Below are 20,282 nucleotides of genomic sequence, written 5' to 3'. Positions count from 1 at the left end.
ACAGCTTCCAGCAAAACAAGGATTGAAACTACCTGTATTGTTACAGGTTGCGGATCAGGTCCATTGTTGCAAAACAGCTTCCAGCAAAACAAGGATTGAAACTACCTGTATTGTTACAGGTTGCGGATCAGGTCCATTGTTGCAAAACAGCTTCCAGCAAAACAAGGATTGAAACTAACAAAGCTTCCTGCTGTATTTCCAGCCCTTCTAGTTGCAAAACAGCTTCCAGCAAAACAAGGATTGAAACCCAGGGTGGCAGAGCGGTTTTCTGTCGCATTCAAGGGTTGCAAAACAGCTTCCAGCAAAACAAGGATTGAAACTAATAAAAGTATAGGGTAATATTTCATGCTTTTCCTCGTTGCAAAACAGCTTCCAGCAAAACAAGGATTGAAACTGCTCATCCACCCTGGGACTGTCCTGCAACCATCTGGTTGCAAAACAGCTTCCAGCAAAACAAGGATTGAAACAATAAATATCCATCATCAGTCATCGGAACAAATTCCGGTTGCAAAACAGCTTCCAGCAAAACAAGGATTGAAACTTACTATTTTTATTGTGCAGTAACCCCTTCACTGCACAGTTGCAAAACAGCTTCCAGCAAAACAAGGATTGAAACCATAAGCAGAAGTGCAAGTATGGCAACTATTACCAAGTTGCAAAACAGCTTCCAGCAAAACAAGGATTGAAACGTCTAAAACCATTTATACATGTTTTTCTTATTCGTTTAGTTGCAAAACAGCTTCCAGCAAAACAAGGATTGAAACGCTACCTTTCCTATTAGTAGTCGGTCTTGGTTATGATGTTGCAAAACAGCTTCCAGCAAAACAAGGATTGAAACACTCAAAAAACCCATAGGGGGCATCATGTTTTGCAGTTGCAAAACAGCTTCCAGCAAAACAAGGATTGAAACAATTTTATCGTAAATTCTTCGAATGGTGTATATATAGTTGCAAAACAGCTTCCAGCAAAACAAGGATTGAAACTCTAAATGCCATTTTTTGTTCATCATATCTACACACTTTTCGAGTTGCAAAACAGCTTCCAGCAAAACAAGGATTGAAACCAGCACAAGCTCCTCATCCCCCTCTGGAAATACCAGTTGCAAAACAGCTTCCAGCATTCTTTTGAAGAATAAATCCGGAGAAACGAGAAGAAAACCGAATAACTGAATAATCAGCTTCCCGAGAGCCCCACTGTTGAATTTTCTTTGGAAGTCGCTTATGTTCCATCCTCCAAGCCCTGAAACTCGATTATAGAGCCTCTCAGAGAGCCATTTGAAAATAAGATAAAGAACATAGGTTTTGGCTGGTTTAACAGGGCTTTTTCTCCCCCTTTAGAAGCCTTCTGGATACTCTGAAAACCCCTTTCTGTATCCGTCCTTTAGTCTGTATTCATCCTAATAACAAAGCGGTACATATCGTTTTTATAGCTTTTCTTATGCCGATCTGGTAATAGGCAAAAGCTTATATCCTCCCCCTGCGAATAGAAGATTATAGAAAAAAATGGGAAAAGTAATGGGAGTGTGGAATCAAATGACCAAAGGAACATTCGGGAAAACCCGCAGACGTTCAGTATATGAAATGATCTTCGAGAGGCTGCTGAAGCTCGGGATCATAAACGCAGAGGGCAGAATCCTCTATTCGTACATGAAATTCGAAGCAAGCGGATTCATGCCGCTGCATGTGGATTGGATCGATGACGACAAAATATCGATTGCCCACAACGGCATTCAAAACGGGGATGTCATGGCAGATCCGGATATGATCGTCCGCATCGTGCCTGAAATGAAAATGGCGGAAGCTTTGACTTTTCAGAATGACTATCTCGGGATCTTTCAGGAAGTGTATCCTGAGCCGGGGAAGTTCTATCCGAAACTAAAAACAGAACTCAATTCCTTCCTTAACTCATGGCTCAAGAGGGTAATCGAAGATCAGGGGCATGTTTTGACTGTAACGGAACCTCTCTACGGAGAGGAGGTAGAAGAGGAAGAGCCAGACGAAGAGGAGCCAGGGGAAGGAAAGGCAGAGGCAGCAGAGCCGAGGCAGGCAACCCTTGACGGGATTGAGGCTTTCAAAGGCTTCGGGACATAGATGTAAGGAAAAATAAAAGGAAGCAGAAGGGATGGAGAAAAAGGGGGGCGCAGGTTCAAAGCTCTCGAACACGGGGGGGTCTGAGTCCCCCTGTAGGAAGCTGTGCTGCAAACACCTCCTCCCTGTTTCATGCGGCTTGCATGCGTTTTCCTCTACAATCCCTGACATTATCAGGCAGGAAACTGAAGCTGATAACACGTACTAAAAAATAACGGCACTATCCTGAAACCGTGCCAATCAAGGAAATTAGATTATGCCAGAAATACCAGAAGAAACAAAACCCACGATACCCCGTGATAAGAACGGGAGATGGATGGCACAGATCACGCCCGAGCTGGTCCTTTCCCACGTCACGACTGAATGGGCTTCCACCAGCGATATCGCCAGGAAAACAGGGTTTTGCAGCCATGGGGTTATAAAGGTCCTCAAGTCGCTTCAGAAGGCAGGGAAAATCGAAAAAGGCGATTACGGGAGTTTCTTTCTCTGGAGGCTAAAACCGGGTCAGGAGAGGAAGGAAGAGGAAACATGAAGAGGGTCGCTTTTCTAAATCGAATTCTAGACCAGCTTTGAACATCTCGAAATTGATCCGGAAAAATTCCCTTACAGGAACCCTACTGCATCCAGAAGAGGAGAGGGTTATTATGAAAGACAGACCGAAAAATGCCAAGGGAAAATGGATTCGTATATTTACCTACAAGAAAATACTTGGGACGCTATCGGAAGAGTGGAAAACCACGTCGATGATCGCGAAGCAATTAGGTTGCGGGTCAAGAATTGTTCGGGTGAGGCTAAATAAACTGTACGAGCAGGGGAAGGTTAAAAGGATGGTTGTGGGAAAGGCCTATTTGTGGGCTGTCGAGGATTCAGAGAATGAAAAAGAAGGGTTGTGAAAGGAAGTAAAAAAGTAATAGTAGAAGGAGGCTGGCATTATATTTTCGTCTCCTCTAAAATGAGACGAAGACCCCTGTTTTCCTGATCTGAAAGAGCGTTCTTTCTCACACTGCATAACTTTATTTAGTAGTAAAGGCAATTTATTTATGTACCAGTTTCATAAATCGTGTCTTGCCCACCGCCTTTATTATGAATCTGGTTTACTTTTATCCATAAAAGTACTTATTTAATCCGAGACTTCCCTACTCAAATCCCTCTTTTTTGCCTCAGGATTCCCCATTCCTGCAACTTTGCTTCAATCTCTCCTTTTTCCCGGGCACTGAATGTGTTGCGGCGGTAATGACGCATGGAGGTTAAGCTATCGTGCCCTTGCCTTTCGCAGATATCCATAGTCGGAACCTGGGCGGCATACATCCATGATTCAATAGTTTTCCTTGTTGTCTTCGCACTCACTCCGTAAGGGCCTATCCCGACCTTCTGGATCCATCTCTGAAGGTTCTTATTCCAGGTTGCTTCCTGCGGTGGTTTGGGTCCCTGGGTGAAAGCCTTGAAAGTATCCTCAAACATGGAAGGCAAGGGTGTTATAGTCCTTTCCTTCATGGTCCGTTTCCCCTTCTTCTGGGCCTCCTCGGGCAGATGGATAAGGTTTTCTTTCCGGTTGTACCACTCCGGATGATCGTATAACCTCAAAAATTCGATATATCGCAGCCCGGTTATTGTCAGGATCTTAAAATTCGTTACATGATGCTCTTTTGGGATCACGTCTTTAAGCTGGTCCCATTCCTGAGGGGTTAATATCCGAATATTGTTAACGTACCTGTGGAGGGCCTGAGGGTCCTTCTTGAAGCCTGATTTAGGGTACTTCTTGTTTTCCATGAGATCTCCGCATCATATAATATTTTTTTATATTGTTTTATGCATAGATTTTATTTAAAGCTATGTATAAGATGATGAAGAAGTCAAAAATAGCTAAAGAGAAGGTGGGAATTCAGGAAAAATGCATAGATTTTATAGTAAAACCTATGCATAAAAAAGAGCTTGATATTCCTGGAACAAATTTCGAGTCTTTTGGGTTTGGTGTCACCTGATCACCTGTTTTTGTTTCTGTTTTTTGTTTTTGAGGTAACGATTCTGAAACGGTGCGTGAATCGCATAGCTACCTTTCCGCTCTCCGACTCAGCGATCTGCCAGATGGCCTGTTCCCAGGCGGGTCATTGACAAGAGTCGTTGACCAGGACTCAAACCCGTTCTCCTTCCTTTTCCCCATAGTAAGGATCATCTGTAAGATCAATAGCAAATGCATACTTTTTTCCAGGTATTATGAAAGGCTTAACTTGTTCAGCAAGCATAAGGTGATTTACTGTTTCTAACTGCTCTATGTCGATTTTTTTCAGATTATGATGTAACGAGTTTTCGCTGGGTATGTTTGAACCTAGACGTTGAATTGAGTGAATGGATAACTTTTGGATGGCCAGTGACGTTAGAACCTTGAAAAATTGATTAGGGGTTTGGCTTGATCTAATAGACATTGGAACATGCTTAACAAGCAATTTAACAACGAGGGTTATACATTTGGCTCCATCCAAAGTACAAACGTCAATATTTTTTGATTTGTGTTTTGTTTTAGCCATAGGTTGTGAATAAAATAATCCAAATATGTATAATTTTGGTATTATATCGGAAAATCGATGTTAGAATCGCTACTTACGAGTTGGTGAAGTACTGAACAAGGATTGAAACTGTGATACACCATATTTTCCATTTCTGATCTCATCCTATTCGCGATCAAGATCCACTAAAACATGGATTGAAACTTAAGGAAACATTTAAAAGAAGTGATTTTCCAAAGGATTCGCGAGCAAGATCCACTAAAACAAGTCAACATCGTTTGCCTGCCTGAGCTTTGTATGTGCGAAGAGTGGCTGACAGACATCGAAAAACAATATCCGGAAATGATTATAATTGCAGGTAGTTATTACGATGAAGAAAGGCACAACGTATGCCGCATGATTATGTATTCCAATAGGAACCTTCTTCCTCCCCTTCAAGATCACACCGTCGGAATTTGAAGATCCCAGTGCTTGTGGCCTCGGTATGGTACACGGGGAGAAAATCAACATCTATGACGAAACACCGTTCGGAAAATTTGCAGTGCTGATTTGCAGAGACTTTGGAAGTTGCTGCAATGATTTAGATGGAAAACCGGATCTCATATTTGTTCCTTCATACAATTCCGCCTCGGGAGTACGGTGTCCGTTTCGCTCGCTCTGCTCGCTCAAACGGACTTTCCAATGAAAATACCAAAAAGAAAAAAGAAGTTGAAGAAAAGATAAGGAATAAAAAAAAATACCCTCTCAAATGGCAGCGATTTTACCTGCATCTGTAATTTCGTACCCTTTTTCTCCGTCAGCAATGTATCCCATTGACTTGAGTTCACGCAGATGGTTGTAGGTCATACCCTTGGAGATACCGACAGTAGCCGCAATCTGAGGCACTGCAGAAACCCCTTCCTGAATCTGCTCAAGTATGATCTTTTTAGTATCCGAGAGGTTAAAACTCAGCACCGGAAAATCAATAATCATGCTGTCCTCCTCGGTCACGTAAACGATCCTTTGAACCATATCATTCCGCGCATACGCCCCAAAGAGCGCCCCGAACGCCTGCGGCTTCCTCCCCCCTGAGACGTTTACAATTACCTGGTTGCCCTTAGCATGTTCCTCCTCAATGAGGTTCGCAACGTCCTGAGCCACGCGCACGGTATCGTAAAGGGATGTGTACTTTTTCTCGACTTCGAGTATATTTCCAAAGGTCTTCTCGATGGTTTCTTCGGACCGTACTTTTTTCTCGACTGCCCCCTCTTCGCTTATGAGTACGATCTTTGAGGGGGAGAGCCTGGTTATACAGACAATGACCGGTTCAAGGGAATAGATGGTGGATATTAATGTGAGGTTTTTCATTGTATGGTAAATATTGTTGTGTATGCCATATATGTTTTGCTAAATATAGTAGATATGTTTTAGTTAAATAAATATATTTATTAATATATTAAAAATTAGAAAAGTATATATTATTTGTTTAGTAATGAATGTTTAATATTTACAAGATTAGGTATTGGGTATAAAGGCACAACATTAATAAGTAATTAAATTTGATCATCATATGATATTTATTAGGAGTGTGTACATTCTGTGATCGAAACGATGAAAGAAATCGGGGAATATGTGATTGAAAAAAACAAAGGTTCAATCCATGAAAAGACTTTGCTGCGGGATTAAAAATGATTGAAACTATTTGTAACATTGGAAAAATCGTCCAGGATATAGAAGGGGAAAAAGATCTGGTCGATTTATGGCAAAAAGAAGAAAATGGTGATTATGAATTAATTATTGATGTTAATATCTGCGATGACTCTGTTTTCATAGATACAAGGGATTTTGAAAAACAAGTGTTCAGGGATGGACTATTATATACACAGGGAAACTGGTTTGTTGGAGCCCTTATCAAAAAAGATTCTTTAAAAGATAGTAGAATCAAAGATTCATTAAAATTTATTGATATCCCTCTTGAAAGGCTCAACGAAGTCAAACAATTACTGGATTCTAGACTCAAAGATTATGAAGGGATAAATTATGTTGTACTTTTCAAGAAAAACGGCCAAAAACCAATCGATATCTCAAAACAGAAGTTTCTGGATGAAATAGAAAAAAAGGGATTAAGAAAAGGATCTTCACCTGGATTTTGCCAGATATGCGGTCAGCACACAGATGCGCTGTGTGATAGCATCATATATAAGTGCTATACGAATGATAAAGAGATATTTTCGAATACAGAAGGCCTTTCTTACGGCATCTGTAAAAGTTGCATTCAGCACATACTTTTCGGAAAAAAACATGTAGACACGTTTCTTAAGACCTGGTGGGGAGGAAGTGAAATTTTATTCCTGCCTCATGATTATAATGAAGAGATCAAAGAGATCTTTGAATTCTCCAATATTGGAGACGTAAAAGAAGGTCGAAACCTCCTTAAGAACCTTCGTGAAAACGAAGCCGATGTAATGGAAGCTGTTGGAAAGTGTGATACTGAAGTTGATATTCTTTTCATTTCAGCCCCTGCGGGAAAATCTGAATGGAAAATTACCTACAAAATAAGCGATGTAATGCCTTCAAAGTTCACAAAAATTGCAGAATTTGAACGTAAATATAAAACTAAATCAGGAAATCATCTGGCTCTCTGGCAGATACTTTCTAATTTACTTGGGAATTCTTCAAAACCAGGTGAAATATTCAACACAAACGAAGCTAAGAACTTCCTGAAAAACATATTTCATGGAAACAAAATAAACCGGAATCTTTTCTTTTCCCGTGCGATGGGAAAATACAAGCATGATTATTTTGCGGGGTATAAATCAAGCATATTCACAATCCACCGGGTATATAATTTCCTTGTAGACTGCGGTTGCCTTGATAAGGGTTGGAATTTTGTTGAACAAAATGATAGAGGTTACGATATGGCAAAATATGAAAATGTTGAGGAGTTCTTTGAAATTAACAAAGAATTCTTTGATAGTGATGTCAAAAAAGCATGGTTTTTGCTCGGTCGTCTTTATGGAAAGATGATATACGAATCTAAAAAGTACAAAGGTGGAGATGACAAACAAAATACTGAATCTTACCTTGAAAAGAATTTCTTCTTTGGAAGGAAGTATGATTTCAAGACATTTGTTTACTTCACAAACCAATGCTCGGAACTGATGTACAAATATGGGGCACAGAATAAAGGATATTTAAAAGACCTGATTTCTTCCTCAAAAGAGCTTATGGGAATAGGTGATGAGAAATTATCCAGTGACGAAGCTAAATACATTTTCTTCTGGGGAATGCAGCAATGGATTGGGAAATCAAAAGATGATATTACAGATGATAAAGGAGCTGAGGAATAAATGGCTAACACAAGAGAATATTTGCTTATATGGGACAGCACTATGGCAAACCCGAACGGGGATATGCTCAATGATAACAAACCCAGACATGACGAAGTTACGGGTCAACTTGAAGTTTCCGACGTTCGGATAAAGCGTTTTATAAGGGACGAATGGCAGGCAACGGGACACAATGTTCTTGTCCGCACAAAAAAGGATGAGGGCGGAAAGGTAATGTCATGCACCAGTTTGATCAAAGAGATCATGAAAGACTCCGGTGTAAAAGAGGATGATCTGCCTGGCCACCTTTTAAATGAATATATTGATGTTAGATTATTTGGTGCAGTAATTACCAAGCCCAAGTATGACATCACAGGTCCATTGCAGGTCATGTGGAGCAAATCTGTCAATCCCGCAGAAATAAAATTCATGCAGGGTAATTCTGCCTATGCTAGTGGAGAAGGAAAAAGCCAGTCTACAATCTGGTCCAAATACATATCTCCCTATGCACTTTTCAAAACCTATGCTGTTTTCAACGATAACGCAGCGAAGAGACAGGGCATTGAAGTTAGTGAAGAGGACCTCAATGAATTCACTAAAGCTCTGATTAATGGGCTTATCAATTATAGGAGTACGTCAAAAAATCAGATGCCCAGATTACTGGTTGAGGTTGTATACAAAGAGCACAGGATTGATGGTGAACTCAATTACGTTGATGTGAATTTTGACACCGACAAAGAGGAAGTGCGCGACATTTCCCAGGTCACGCTTGACCTTGAAAAACTTTCCAGATATTACGAGAACAAAAAGGACGCAATAGATACCGTACGCATCTACCGGCACGGTAGTGTAAGGGTAGAAAACCTCCTTGAAGATTTTGAAGTAATTGAAATTTAATAACAGAGGCGTTCTTTAATGGATTGCTTGGTTTTTAGGGCAAAAAGTGGGTATGCTAAGTTTAGAAAGCCGTATACCACTACATCAGCTCTTACTTTTTTGTGTATCCACCCGCCAGCTGTAAAAGGACTTATCGGGGCAGTTATGGGTATTGACAAAACAGACCTATATAAAGAAAGCTCCAATTTGAAGATCGGCATCCAGGTTCTTTCTCCAGTTCGTAAAGATATGCAAACTTTGAAGTTAGTGAGCATGAAGGCGGAAAGAGACCTATTCAGTTTCCCGGTAAATGCCGAGTTTCTGAGAGATCCAGAGTACAGGATTTTTGTTTCGTGGCTTCCTGATAAGCTCGATGAACTTGAGGAGAGACTAAACAAGCAACAACCTGTATTTACACCCTATCTGGGGGTAAGTGAATATATTGCAAAACTCAGTTATGAAAGTCGATGCGATGCAGAAATAATAAACAGTGCAAACAGTGTGGAGAGTATAATTCCTTCCCGTTTCATAAATATACAGCATTCTGATTACCGTATATTTACAGATAATATTCCTGTTTGCAACAACGAAAAAAGGGAATATACAGGTTATGAAAAAGTATTATTTGCTTTCAGAAATGGTAATGCCTGCTCTATAAAGGGCGATTTAAAAAGGGATGTTTACGGAATTGATGGAAATGCCGTTTTCTTCTTCAAATGATGGTTTTACTTTAAAATCACATCCTCATCAGTTGCTGAAGGAGCACCTGGAAGGAGTTACTACCATAGCAACTGAGATCTATGGCTCCCAGAATAAAAGCACTGAAAGGCTAGAGATTATAAGAAAAATCTGCATGGCCCACGATTTTGGGAAAGCAACTTCCTTTTTTCAGGAATATCTTGCATATCATGAAGCAAAAGAAAAAGGAGAGAAACGGGAAAAAGATAAACACTTCGGACCGAATAAAAATCATTCTCTTTTATCTGCTCTTTTTGCATACTGGTGGCTTCCTGAAGAATACAAACTGTTTGGTTATTTAATTGTAAAACGTCATCATGGGAGTGTAAAAGATGCCCGAGATGAGTTTAATCTAACAGATGATTATAGCGTTATTGAGGAGCAGATACAGGATATTAAGAAATATAGTCAGATTGAACTCGAAAAACTTTATGGTTTAGATTTGAATGAGTTTTTTGAGTCAATCAATGAAAATAATATCCGTAAAATTAAAAAGCATTTTCGTAAAAGGTGGCAATCAAACAAGTTTTCAATAGAAGACACTTTAGATTTCAATTATTTTTATTCCCTTCTACTCACTGCAGACAAAATGCAGTTGATAGCCGAGTCCCCAAAATTACCGGCCCAAAAACCAAGCTGGTTTGTTGAAAAATATAAGGACCATGTACGTTCCAAGCTTTTGTCGAAGAATGAGGCAATTGCAGATTCCCAAATATTCCAGATGAGAGACAAGATATTTGAGGAAATAAAAAAGGAGCTTGATCTTGTTGATTTGAATTCCGAATACTTTTTTTCGATCAATGTCCCAACGGGTTCTGGGAAAACATTTCTTGCATATTACTCAGCCCTTTACCTTGCCGACAAACTGGAGAAACTTTATGGTAAAGAGTCACAGGTTATATATTCCCTCCCTTACATGAGTATAATTGATCAAAATTATGATGAGTTAATAAACATAATTAAATTTAATCAGGGGATGGACGAACCAAAAGATACAGAAATTTTAAAACATCACTCTCTTTCTGAAATAAAATATGAATCTGATGAAAAAGAATACAAAAATTATGATGCCAGGTTTTGTTATGATAATTGGCAAAGCAAAATTATAACGACTACCTTTGTACAGTTGTTCAACACTGTTTTTAAATTAGGAAAGAACTCCATAGCACACCGTTTTCATCGTCTTACGAATTCAATAATTATCCTCGATGAGATACAGGCAGTGGATGAGAAATATTATCCGGTAATAAAGGAATTTTTTGAATTACTGGCTAAAAAATATAATACAAGGTTCATTTTTGTAACCGCAACAATGCCTTTGTTAGTTGGTACTCATGAGCTTGTACCGGGGAAGAAAACTTATTTTGAAAAGCTTAACAGAATAAAGATTTGCAATCATGTTCATGAGGAAGAATCACTGGATGATTTCAAAAATATACTACTTGAAGACATCGAGGATCAGGATGAAAAAAGTATTTTGATCGTACTGAATACAATCAAGTCTTCAAAGGAAATATTTGAATTTCTTCAGGAAAATACTGACAGGACCTGTCTTTATCTTTCAACCGAAATATATCCAAAAGCAAGACTTGAAAAGATCAATTTCATAAAAAATAGTCCTGAAAAATTAGTTGTTGTTTCGACACAGCTAATAGAAGCTGGTGTTGATATTGACCTTGATGTTGTTTACAGAGACTTTGCCCCTCTCAGTTCGATAAACCAAACTGCAGGAAGAGCTAACAGAAATGGGGTTGGCCGGGAACCAGGGGAAGTTCATGTATATAGGCTAAAACATGAAAAAACAGGTTCTTATTTTCATAATTATATATACCCGGCATTTTTGACCGATATCACCCTGGATATTCTTGGGGATAAAGAGGAAATCCAGGAAAAAGACATCTATTTCCTGAATGAGGCTTATGCAAACAAAATAATTGAAAAGGTTAGTCATGATATCTCCGCAGAAATGCTTGAACACGTAATGAATTTTGATTTTGAAAAGTTAAGGGATTCTTTTGAGTTGATAAAAAAAGACTATGCCTTTAAGAAAGACATCATTATCGAAGCAGACCCGGAATGTTCCCAAATTATTGAAAAACTCCGGGAGATCAAAAAGAAAGGGAAAGTAGCTAAGAACCCCTGGGAACATAATTTTGAGATTAAAAATCTATTTCGTCAACTGAATCGATATCGAATATCTATTAACGAAAAAACTTATTTAACAATCCGTGATGACCTTCATGAAATAGAAGGATTTGACGTCGAATATCTTCCAATGACTCAAGGTACCAGACAACTTTATTCCGAAGATAGGGGTATCATTTCAAACACCCCGAGTATTGAAATTTTTTGAGGTATTCTTTTGCATATAGATTACAGCTCCGTACAGTATCCCGATGTTCGTCTCCATATGCGTGATGGTTCAAAACTTAGAGGTTTCTTTGCAAAAAAATATTCTTTTGAAGAACTAATGCATAATCATGGGGAAAAAGGACCGATTTACAGGTATCCTTTAGTTCAGTACAAAGTCATCGATGGCATACCTACTCTTGTGGGGTTGGGTGAAGGTGCAAACCTTATTTTGGACATTGGTATTTGTGAGGAGGAAATAAATATTGAGGGAACCCGGTTTTGTCTAGAGAGAGCAGAAATTAATACCGAATCTATTTTTTTTGGTGTTGGTAACGAGATTAATGAATATGTTTTCAAAACTCCCTGGTTTGCATTGAATCAAAAAAATATAGATAAGTATAATGCGGCGGATGAAATCGAGAAAGACGACTTATTAACTAAAATATTGATAGGAAACTTGCTTTCCATGGCTAAATATCTGGATTGCCGGATTGAAGATAAAATTAGAGTTAAGCTGGATGTCAAACCAATAAGAGTAAATTTCAAAGGTAAAACAATGGCTGGATTTAAAGGCGGGTTCAAATCCAATTTTAATCTCCCTGATTATGTAGGGATTGGAAAATCCGTTTCCAGAGGATATGGTTCGATTAAAAAGCGATAAAAGGGGATGGTGGCATACAACTCGTAATCAACACCCGTGGTTCCTACCTGAAAAAGAAAAACAACTGCTTCCTGGTCAAAAACGACGACAAAGTCTTCGAAGTCTCCGAAAAGAAAGTGGAGAGCATCCTGATTACGACTTCGGCTACCATCACCACAGACGCCATAAAATTTGCCGTAGAAAACAATATCGACATCGTTTTTCTGGACAAGTTCGGGGACCCATATGGCAGAGTCTGGCACTCAAAACTGGGAAGCACAACGTACATCCGGAGAAGGCAGCTTGAGATATCGGATGAGCCGGAAGGTTTCAAACTGGCAAAAGGCTGGGTCATACAAAAGGTCGAAAATCAGGTCCAATTATTGAAAGACCTTAAAAAGAACCGGCCTGAGCAAAAGGAAGAACTCGAAGCTTACATTTCTGACATTGAAGACCTGAAGACCCAGCTTGAGGAGCTTGAGGGAACTCTTGAAGGGAAACGCAATAGCATAATGGGACTTGAAGGGATGGCTTCAAGGCACTATTTTGAAGCCCTTAACTTCCTTATGCCTGATGATTGGAAATTTAACGGGCGGAGCCGGAACCCTGCTCAGGACGGGTTCAACTGCCTTTTGAACTATGGGTATGGGGTCCTCTATTCAAAGGTTGAAAAGGCCTGCATCATAGCGGGGCTTGACCCTTATGTGGGTTTCAACCATACGGATAATTACAACAAAAAATCTCTAGTTTTCGACCTGATCGAGATGTATCGGGTCTATGCGGACAGGACAGTATTCAATCTATTTTCAAGGAAACAGGTCAAGGAAAGCTTTTTTGATGAAATTCCTAAAGGCATGACCCTAAACAGAGAGGGTAAAGCCGTACTCATAACGGCAGTAAACGAAACTTTTGAAAAAAGCATTACATACTATGGCAGGAACATAAAAATTGGGAACATAATCCAGTTTGACTGCCACAGGATAGCAAACAACCTGATAAAAAAGTGAAAAAACAAGAAAATAGAAAAAAGGTGAATAAGAAAGCAAATCAGAAGAAGAAGGCAAATCAGAAGAAGGCAAATCCGGAGGAATTAAAACTGCTTGTCTGGGTAATATACGACATCACGGAAAACAGACCTCGCCAGAAGGTCAGTGACTGCTGCAAGAGTTATGGGCTTTACAGGGTCCAGAAAAGTGTATTTCTGGGAGACCTGAACGCAAATGAAAGAGATTCACTGGCAGTTGAATGTGAAGAATTGGTTGATACCGACAGGGATTCAGTATATGTTTTCCCGATGGATGAACAGTCATTCAAGAAAGTCCAGCTAATCGGGCAGGCTTTTGACAAAGAACTCGTCAGTGACGAAGTTATTACAAAATTCTTTTGAGGAACTTATGCAGGCTGCAGGAGAAAACCAAAAAGAAGCTCTGGAAGGGACCTTAATCACGATTTCAGATGTGCTAGAATACCTGTTCTGCCCCAGATTCATCTTTTATATGTATTGCCTTGATATTCCACAACACGAAGAAAAACGCTTCAAGGTCCAGAAAGGCAGGGAAGTGCATGAAACCCGAAAACTCACTAACAGGGATCATACGAGAAAAAGGTTGAACTGCAAAAGAAAAGAGAGCGAAGTATTCATAGCCTCCAGTAAAAACCACATAAAAGGAATCGTTGATGAAGTCCTGTTTCTGGAAGACGGAACTGCAGCTCCCTTAGAGTACAAATTTGCCGAATACAAGGACAAGATATTCAAGACATATAAAAACCAGTTGATCCTGCAAGCCCTTTTAATCCAGGAAAACTATAACATAGAAGTAAACAGGGGATACATCTGCTTCACTCGAAGCAACAACCTGGTCAAAGAAATTGCCATTAAACCTTCCGATTTTGACAAATCCCTGAAAATAATACAGGAAATCTTAGACGTAATGAATAAAGGCGTGTATCCAAAAACAACAAGATCCTCAAGAAAATGCATAGATTGCTGTTATAGAAATATTTGTGTTTGATGCTATTTTTCATGCCACTTTTCTTCCCTATATAAAGGATTTGATAAATTACCATCAAGAATTTTGATGCCAAAAAAGAAGGTTTAATATACCTTATTTACCTAAAAAGAGGTAAAAACTTGCGGTGTCCGTGAGCAAAATCCACTAAAACAAGGATTGAAACAAATCACTCCAAGTAATAGGGAACCTGGCTCATGACAGTCCGTGAGCAAAATCCACTAAAACAAGGATTGAAACCGATTGTCCTGATTTTTTTGATCCTGACGACGAGGGTCCGTGAGCAAAATCCACTAAAACAAGGATTGAAACACACCTCATAAAGGATGATGATTATTTACAAATTCGGTCCGTGAGCAAAATCCACTAAAACAAGGATTGAAACAAAAATTAAAGGGCCGGGATTCACTCTTCTTTGAGTTGTCCGTGAGCAAAATCCACTAAAACAAGGATTGAAACTTTACGCTTCCGACTACCTGTGCCTGGCGGATAACAGTCCGTGAGCAAAATCCACTAAAACAAGGATTGAAACAAATATACTGAATCGGGTCCCCACGTTTCATGATCTGGTCCGTGAGCAAAATCCACTAAAACAAGGATTGAAACTTGCGCTGCCGGTTGTGATTGTGTAGGTGTTGCCGGGTCCGTGAGCAAAATCCACTAAAACAAGGATTGAAACTTCTTCTTCTTCTTGGAAATCGGTATCGCATTTTTCGTCCGTGAGCAAAATCCACTAAAACAAGGATTGAAACTATGATCCTGTAACTGAGCCCATTTTTGTGTCGTATGTCCGTGAGCAAAATCCACTAAAACAAGGATTGAAACTCATTGGTAGGACGATAGAACTACTCGAAAAATACACGTCCGTGAGCAAAATCCACTAAAACAAGGATTGAAACGATCAAACTGAAATATAGTCGGTCGATTTGTTCCTCGGGTCCGTGAGCAAAATCCACTAAAACAAGGATTGAAACGTGTCCCGGTGGCTTTTGTTCCTGATATGCTTTCGGTCCGTGAGCAAAATCCACTAAAACAAGGATTGAAACCGAGCTTGATGCTTTCGGCGGTCCGGCCGTCCGTGTCTGTCCGTGAGCAAAATCCACTAAAACAAGGATTGAAACATTAATAATGTCTGACGTAACTAAACCCAAAGAAAAGTCCGTGAGCAAAATCCACTAAAACAAGGATTGAAACAGGAGTGTGGGAAAGATGGTCAGCAAAGAAGAATTAGTCCGTGAGCAAAATCCACTAAAACAAGGATTGAAACACCACCCAACCACGGATAAAATTAAAGCAGATTCCAGTCCGTGAGCAAAATCCACTAAAACAAGGATTGAAACTGATGTAACATAACGTAAATACCGCCGCCACTAAACAAGTCCGTGAGCAAAATCCACTAAAACAAGGATTGAAACGTCTTGGTCAACTGTTCACCGAACGCAACAATGTTGTCCGTGAGCAAAATCCACTAAAACAAGGATTGAAACTTTCAAAAACGAAAAAAAACAAAAAAAAGCACCACGTCCGTGAGCAAAATCCACTAAAACAAGGATTGAAACCAAACCCGCTTTTTGCTGCTGGTATGAATGGGGGTTGTCCGTGAGCAAAATCCACTAAAACAAGGATTGAAACATAGCTGTTGTTTGTGGAACTGCTGTAATCTATCCAGGTCCGTGAGCAAAATCCACTAAAACAAGGATTGAAACATTATGTCCTTGGTAATTACGTGGACTCCATGGAGTCCGTGAGCAAAATCCACTAAAACAAGGATTGAAACAAGACGTGCTCGGGATAGTTGACCCCCGGGCAATTAGTCCGTGAGCAAAATCCACTAAAACAAGGATTGAAACAAAAAAGAAAAAAGTAAATTAATACTTTATAATTTGAGTCCGTGAGCAAAATCCACTAAAACAAGGATTGAAACAATATTCAATGGATGTTTTTGCAATCCCTCCGATTAGTCCGTGAGCAAAATCCACTAAAACAAGGATTGAAACCAGCAGTTCGGACATATTAGCCTATTACTACGCAACCGGTCCGTGAGCAAAATCCACTAAAACAAGGATTGAAACTTTCGGGGGTTTCCAGGATAAAGACCATGGCATGAGATACGTCCGTGAGCAAAATCCACTAAAACAAGGATTGAAACTCAGGGCGTTCCGGTCCAGTTTGACCCCCTGTTTTTGTCCGTGAGCAAAATCCACTAAAACAAGGATTGAAACCACGGGGGAAGAGGTTATTAGGATTGCAAAGGGGATGTGTCCGTGAGCAAAATCCACTAAAACAAGGATTGAAACATACTGTTTTTGTCAGCGTTGATAAAGGGGCTCTCGAGTCCGTGAGCAAAATCCACTAAAACAAGGATTGAAACATTTTCCTTATTGTTTCCGGACTCATAAGCCGCTCGTGTCCGTGAGCAAAATCCACTAAAACAAGGATTGAAACCCGTGTCCACTGAACTTAGAAACTTTGTTTTTTCTAGTCCGTGAGCAAAATCCACTAAAACAAGGATTGAAACTTTCTTGATAGAAAGCCCATTAGGAATCATTACAGCCGGTCCGTGAGCAAAATCCACTAAAACAAGGATTGAAACCCTGTCTCCGGAGTTCGTCTGAGCTTTCGACTTCTAGTCCGTGAGCAAAATCCACTAAAACAAGGATTGAAACATTGGTTTTATTATCACTTGGTAATGTTTAGGTTTTAGTCCGTGAGCAAAATCCACTAAAACAAGGATTGAAACCCACCCCCACCGATGTACCATGCACATTATCAGGAAGTCCGTGAGCAAAATCCACTAAAACAAGGATTGAAACTTATGACCGTGCAGGAATACGTATCCCCATCAGTGTCCGTGAGCAAAATCCACTAAAACAAGGATTGAAACTATGCCCATCTTTGATCAAAAAACCATCAAATTTTCGTGTCCGTGAGCAAAATCCACTAAAACAAGGATTGAAACATTAACATCAAAACCGACTGCTTTCAATCGGTTTTGTCCGTGAGCAAAATCCACTAAAACAAGGATTGAAACACCTCACCTCATGTAAAAGTCGGCACGGTACTAGCAAGTCCGTGAGCAAAATCCACTAAAACAAGGATTGAAACCACTTTGCCGGGTTCCATCTGTCGCCGCGTATTCTTGTCCGTGAGCAAAATCCACTAAAACAAGGATTGAAACTCCCCTATACTCAATAAAATATAAGGTGAGGAAAATGTCCGTGAGCAAAATCCACTAAAACAAGGATTGAAACTCTCCACGCCTTCCAGCGGTACTTCGTATTCTGTCCCGTCCGTGAGCAAAATCCACTAAAACAAGGATTGAAACTCCATTCGTTTTGTTCAGGTTCAATTGTAATTTGTTTGTCCGTGAGCAAAATCCACTAAAACAAGGATTGAAACTCTTAGTTGGGAAACTGACCCTAAATTGTATGTGAAGTCCGTGAGCAAAATCCACTAAAACAAGGATTGAAACATCTATTATCCCTAATTAAAAACTGTGCAGAAGCCCGTCCGTGAGCAAAATCCACTAAAACAAGGATTGAAACCATGAGATTGTTTTCAATTTCATTATTTTTCGATATGTCCGTGAGCAAAATCCACTAAAACAAGGATTGAAACTTTGTTATGTTTTCATTGGTATCTAAACTCATTGTTGTCCGTGAGCAAAATCCACTAAAACAAGGATTGAAACATATAGACTACCGGGTTTGTGATTCCGTCGGTGTCCTGTCCGTGAGCAAAATCCACTAAAACAAGGATTGAAACCTCTATTGTATGTACTTTTCAATATCTCTTTTTCAGTCCGTGAGCAAAATCCACTAAAACAAGGATTGAAACCTGTCACAAAGGCGTAGAACAGTTCAGTGACGGTCATTGTCCGTGAGCAAAATCCACTAAAACAAGGATTGAAACTATGAATGTCTCATAATGACGTATGGGTAATGTATCGTGTCCGTGAGCAAAATCCACTAAAACAAGGATTGAAACACCTGCCTCCATGCCATCCGTCCGATCTCCCAAACGGTCCGTGAGCAAAATCCACTAAAACAAGGATTGAAACCATGTCCTTTGCTGTTCATCACTGCAATGAGAGCAGGTGTCCGTGAGCAAAATCCACTAAAACAAGGATTGAAACATCCGACGCTCAACACCTGGCAGCCCTCTTGATCTGTCCGTGAGCAAAATCCACTAAAACAAGGATTGAAACCCGCAATGCCTGACCGTAGTATGGACTTGCAAACCGGGTCCGTGAGCAAAATCCACTAAAACAAGGATTGAAACTGAAATTAATCCGGATGGGTGGAACTATCTTGATTCGTCCGTGAGCAAAATCCACTAAAACAAGGATTGAAACTGGTGGACATGGACTTCTGAGAAGCCCTTCATAATCGTCCGTGAGCAAAATCCACTAAAACAAGGATTGAAACTTATGGGCTCGGGCAAATCCACAAAAGCCCCTTACGTCCGTGAGCAAAATCCACTAAAACAAGGATTGAAACCCTGTCTTCGGAGTTCGTCTGAGCCTTCGACTTCTATGTCCGTGAGCAAAATCCACTAAAACAAGGATTGAAACCTCGTGTACTTCGTCATGGTTTCAAGGATTGCGGCTTCAGTCCGTGAGCAAAATCCACTAAAACAAGGATTGAAACCTTGCTAATTTCAAAGAGTACACTGATTATGAATCGTCCGTGAGCAAAATCCACTAAAACAAGGATTGAAACCCATAGTTCTCAGGGAGTTGAGCCGTAGCTATCCTGGTCCGTGAGCAAAATCCACTAAAACAAGGATTGAAACCGGGATGATAGAGGCATAAAAATAATCGGAGTTAGAGTCCGTGAGCAAAATCCACTAAAACAAGGATTGAAACTTTTTTTGTGGTCTTGATATTTCAGTTTTCGACGTTGTCCGTGAGCAAAATCCACTAAAACAAGGATTGAAACGCCATGTTTGCGACTCCGTAGTTTTGTCTTGTTACGTCCGTGAGCAAAATCCACTAAAACAAGGATTGAAACTTTATCACGGCTACTTTTCCCCACGGGATGCCTGCAGTCCGTGAGCAAAATCCACTAAAACAAGGATTGAAACTCCTGTCGGTTTTTGTTATGCCCGTGAATGATTCGTCCGTGAGCAAAATCCACTAAAACAAGGATTGAAACGAAGAGAGACAGAACCGGTAGAGAGAAGATACAAGTCCGTGAGCAAAATCCACTAAAACAAGGATTGAAACTAGCCTGAGCGATCCCGGGGAAACTGCCGGGGACGTCTGGTCCGTGAGCAAAATCCACTAAAACAAGGATTGAAACATCAAGAGTTGAATCGGTATACGTTTCGACATCCTGTCCGTGAGCAAAATCCACTAAAACAAGGATTGAAACTTGCCGGGGTCCTGGCTATGTGCTCCGGAGTCCTGGGTCCGTGAGCAAAATCCACTAAAACAAGGATTGAAACCCACAGCATTACATTCGCTCAACCCCAAAACGGCTTGTCCGTGAGCAAAATCCACTAAAACAAGGATTGAAACTGTAAGCTACAGGCTGCCCTGGTCGCTGAACATAAGTCCGTGAGCAAAATCCACTAAAACAAGGATTGAAACAAATTAACAACTACGGAGGACGGACTAAAAATATGTATGTCCGTGAGCAAAATCCACTAAAACAAGGATTGAAACAAATGTCCTGCTGTCGTATACTAAAATCGAAGGATTATGTCCGTGAGCAAAATCCACTAAAACAAGGATTGAAACACGATCAAAGACAGAATCCTGATTA

16 protein-coding genes and 2 CRISPR repeat arrays (2 of these 18 running past the window's edge) are annotated in these 20,282 nt (G+C 40.0%); of the genes, 13 read left to right on the top strand and 3 right to left on the bottom strand.

Translation table 11 applies throughout. The features are described from left to right. A CRISPR array of direct repeats spans positions 1–1,135; the repeat unit is 37 nt; unit sequence GTTGCAAAACAGCTTCCAGCAAAACAAGGATTGAAAC; it reaches 1,850 nt to the left of the window's first position. 397 nt (positions 1,136–1,532) lie between these two features. The 4 genes from MSMTP_RS15550 to MSMTP_RS15540 all read left to right on the top strand — a co-directional run bounded on the left by MSMTP_RS15550 (position 1,533) and on the right by MSMTP_RS15540 (position 2,980). Then, on the top strand, positions 1,533–2,090 hold the full coding sequence (locus MSMTP_RS15550) for a DUF1249 domain-containing protein (RefSeq protein ID WP_048181303.1): 558 nt from the start codon (positions 1,533–1,535) through the stop codon (positions 2,088–2,090). A 31-nt stretch (positions 2,091–2,121) separates the two neighbouring features. Next, entirely contained in the window at positions 2,122–2,295 is a 174-nt protein-coding gene (locus tag MSMTP_RS19500) for a hypothetical protein (protein WP_156153872.1), read from the top strand. Positions 2,296–2,343: 48 nt separating this feature from the next. Beyond that, a complete protein-coding gene (locus MSMTP_RS15545; RefSeq protein ID WP_048181300.1) occupies positions 2,344–2,619 on the top strand; it encodes a hypothetical protein in 276 nt (91 codons plus the stop codon). Between the two features lie 112 nt (positions 2,620–2,731). Then, entirely contained in the window at positions 2,732–2,980 is a 249-nt protein-coding gene (locus MSMTP_RS15540; protein ID WP_048181299.1) for a hypothetical protein, read from the top strand. Between the two features lie 247 nt (positions 2,981–3,227). On the opposite strand, the gene MSMTP_RS15535 is transcribed toward MSMTP_RS15540, so the two are convergent. After that, positions 3,228–3,857, bottom strand: coding sequence for a site-specific integrase (locus MSMTP_RS15535; protein WP_048181297.1), 630 nt, complete (start codon positions 3,855–3,857; stop codon positions 3,228–3,230). Positions 3,858–3,928: 71 nt separating this feature from the next. Between MSMTP_RS15535 and MSMTP_RS19495 the strand changes: the two genes are divergently transcribed. Beyond that, a complete protein-coding gene (locus MSMTP_RS19495) occupies positions 3,929–4,069 on the top strand; it encodes a hypothetical protein (protein WP_197076100.1) in 141 nt (46 codons plus the stop codon). Positions 4,070–4,219: 150 nt separating this feature from the next. Here the strand turns inward: MSMTP_RS19495 and MSMTP_RS15530 are convergent, their stop codons facing one another. Continuing rightward, the gene (locus tag MSMTP_RS15530) at positions 4,220–4,612 is read right to left on the bottom strand and encodes a hypothetical protein (protein ID WP_048181295.1); all 393 of its coding nucleotides are present in this window, start codon (positions 4,610–4,612) and stop codon (positions 4,220–4,222) included. Between the two features lie 723 nt (positions 4,613–5,335). Beyond that, positions 5,336–5,938: a CRISPR-associated CARF protein Csa3 gene (csa3, locus tag MSMTP_RS15515; RefSeq protein WP_048181289.1), complete on the bottom strand. Its 603-nt coding sequence runs from the start codon at positions 5,936–5,938 to the stop codon at positions 5,336–5,338. A 320-nt stretch (positions 5,939–6,258) separates the two neighbouring features. Here csa3 and MSMTP_RS15510 point away from each other — a divergent pair, with 320 nt between their 5' ends. Genes MSMTP_RS15510 through cas4 form a run of 8 tightly spaced genes read left to right on the top strand, consistent with a single transcriptional unit; the run spans position 6,259 to position 14,517 of the window. Then, the gene (locus MSMTP_RS15510) at positions 6,259–7,920 is read left to right on the top strand and encodes a TIGR02556 family CRISPR-associated protein (protein ID WP_048181286.1); all 1,662 of its coding nucleotides are present in this window, start codon (positions 6,259–6,261) and stop codon (positions 7,918–7,920) included. After that, on the top strand, positions 7,921–8,796 hold the full coding sequence (cas7b, locus tag MSMTP_RS15505; protein ID WP_048181284.1) for a type I-B CRISPR-associated protein Cas7/Csh2: 876 nt from the start codon (positions 7,921–7,923) through the stop codon (positions 8,794–8,796). Between the two features lie 18 nt (positions 8,797–8,814). Next, positions 8,815–9,495: a type I-B CRISPR-associated protein Cas5b gene (gene cas5b, locus MSMTP_RS15500; RefSeq protein WP_048181281.1), complete on the top strand. Its 681-nt coding sequence runs from the start codon at positions 8,815–8,817 to the stop codon at positions 9,493–9,495. Continuing rightward, complete coding sequence (cas3, locus tag MSMTP_RS15495; protein ID WP_231583003.1) at positions 9,467–11,866, top strand: CRISPR-associated helicase Cas3'; 2,400 nt, start codon at positions 9,467–9,469, stop codon at positions 11,864–11,866. Before cas5b ends, cas3 begins: the two co-directional genes overlap by 29 nt. Before the next feature lie 9 nt (positions 11,867–11,875). After that, positions 11,876–12,526 (top strand): CRISPR-associated endonuclease Cas6, encoded by a 651-nt coding sequence (locus MSMTP_RS15490; protein ID WP_048181276.1) that lies wholly within the window; start codon positions 11,876–11,878, stop codon positions 12,524–12,526. Continuing rightward, positions 12,523–13,512 carry a CRISPR-associated endonuclease Cas1 gene (gene cas1, locus MSMTP_RS15485; RefSeq protein ID WP_369799649.1) on the top strand — a complete coding sequence of 330 codons (990 nt, stop codon included), beginning with the start codon at positions 12,523–12,525 and terminating at the stop codon, positions 13,510–13,512. Before MSMTP_RS15490 ends, cas1 begins: the two co-directional genes overlap by 4 nt. 23 nt (positions 13,513–13,535) lie before the next feature. Then, positions 13,536–13,892 carry a CRISPR-associated endonuclease Cas2 gene (gene cas2, locus MSMTP_RS15480; RefSeq protein ID WP_231582820.1) on the top strand — a complete coding sequence of 119 codons (357 nt, stop codon included), beginning with the start codon at positions 13,536–13,538 and terminating at the stop codon, positions 13,890–13,892. Positions 13,893–13,899: 7 nt separating this feature from the next. Beyond that, a complete protein-coding gene (gene cas4, locus MSMTP_RS15475) occupies positions 13,900–14,517 on the top strand; it encodes a CRISPR-associated protein Cas4 (protein ID WP_048181271.1) in 618 nt (205 codons plus the stop codon). Between the two features lie 126 nt (positions 14,518–14,643). Next, positions 14,644–20,282: direct repeats of the CRISPR family, unit length 37 nt; unit sequence GTCCGTGAGCAAAATCCACTAAAACAAGGATTGAAAC (it continues 2,674 nt past the right edge of the window).

It is taken from the genome of Methanosarcina sp. MTP4 (assembly GCF_000970045.1).
Classification (GTDB): domain Archaea; phylum Halobacteriota; class Methanosarcinia; order Methanosarcinales; family Methanosarcinaceae; genus MTP4.
Note: the sequence above shows the minus strand (reverse complement) of the source record. Positions and strands in the feature narration are given on the sequence as shown.

Bases quoted from the DNA above. Each gene is read 5' to 3' on its own strand.
- MSMTP_RS15550 (WP_048181303.1), top strand. From the start codon at position 1,533: ATGACCAAAGGAACATTCGGGAAAACCCGCAGACGTTCAGTATATGAA.
- MSMTP_RS19500 (WP_156153872.1), top strand. From the start codon at position 2,122: ATGGAGAAAAAGGGGGGCGCAGGTTCAAAGCTCTCGAACACGGGGGGG.
- MSMTP_RS15545 (WP_048181300.1), top strand. From the start codon at position 2,344: ATGCCAGAAATACCAGAAGAAACAAAACCCACGATACCCCGTGATAAG.
- MSMTP_RS15540 (WP_048181299.1), top strand. From the start codon at position 2,732: ATGAAAGACAGACCGAAAAATGCCAAGGGAAAATGGATTCGTATATTT.
- MSMTP_RS15535 (WP_048181297.1), bottom strand. From the start codon at position 3,857: ATGGAAAACAAGAAGTACCCTAAATCAGGCTTCAAGAAGGACCCTCAG.
- MSMTP_RS19495 (WP_197076100.1), top strand. From the start codon at position 3,929: ATGATGAAGAAGTCAAAAATAGCTAAAGAGAAGGTGGGAATTCAGGAA.
- MSMTP_RS15530 (WP_048181295.1), bottom strand. From the start codon at position 4,612: ATGGCTAAAACAAAACACAAATCAAAAAATATTGACGTTTGTACTTTG.
- csa3 (WP_048181289.1), bottom strand. From the start codon at position 5,938: ATGAAAAACCTCACATTAATATCCACCATCTATTCCCTTGAACCGGTC.
- MSMTP_RS15510 (WP_048181286.1), top strand. From the start codon at position 6,259: ATGATTGAAACTATTTGTAACATTGGAAAAATCGTCCAGGATATAGAA.
- cas7b (WP_048181284.1), top strand. From the start codon at position 7,921: ATGGCTAACACAAGAGAATATTTGCTTATATGGGACAGCACTATGGCA.
- cas5b (WP_048181281.1), top strand. From the start codon at position 8,815: ATGGATTGCTTGGTTTTTAGGGCAAAAAGTGGGTATGCTAAGTTTAGA.
- cas3 (WP_231583003.1), top strand. From the start codon at position 9,467: ATGGAAATGCCGTTTTCTTCTTCAAATGATGGTTTTACTTTAAAATCA.
- cas4 (WP_048181271.1), top strand. From the start codon at position 13,900: ATGCAGGCTGCAGGAGAAAACCAAAAAGAAGCTCTGGAAGGGACCTTA.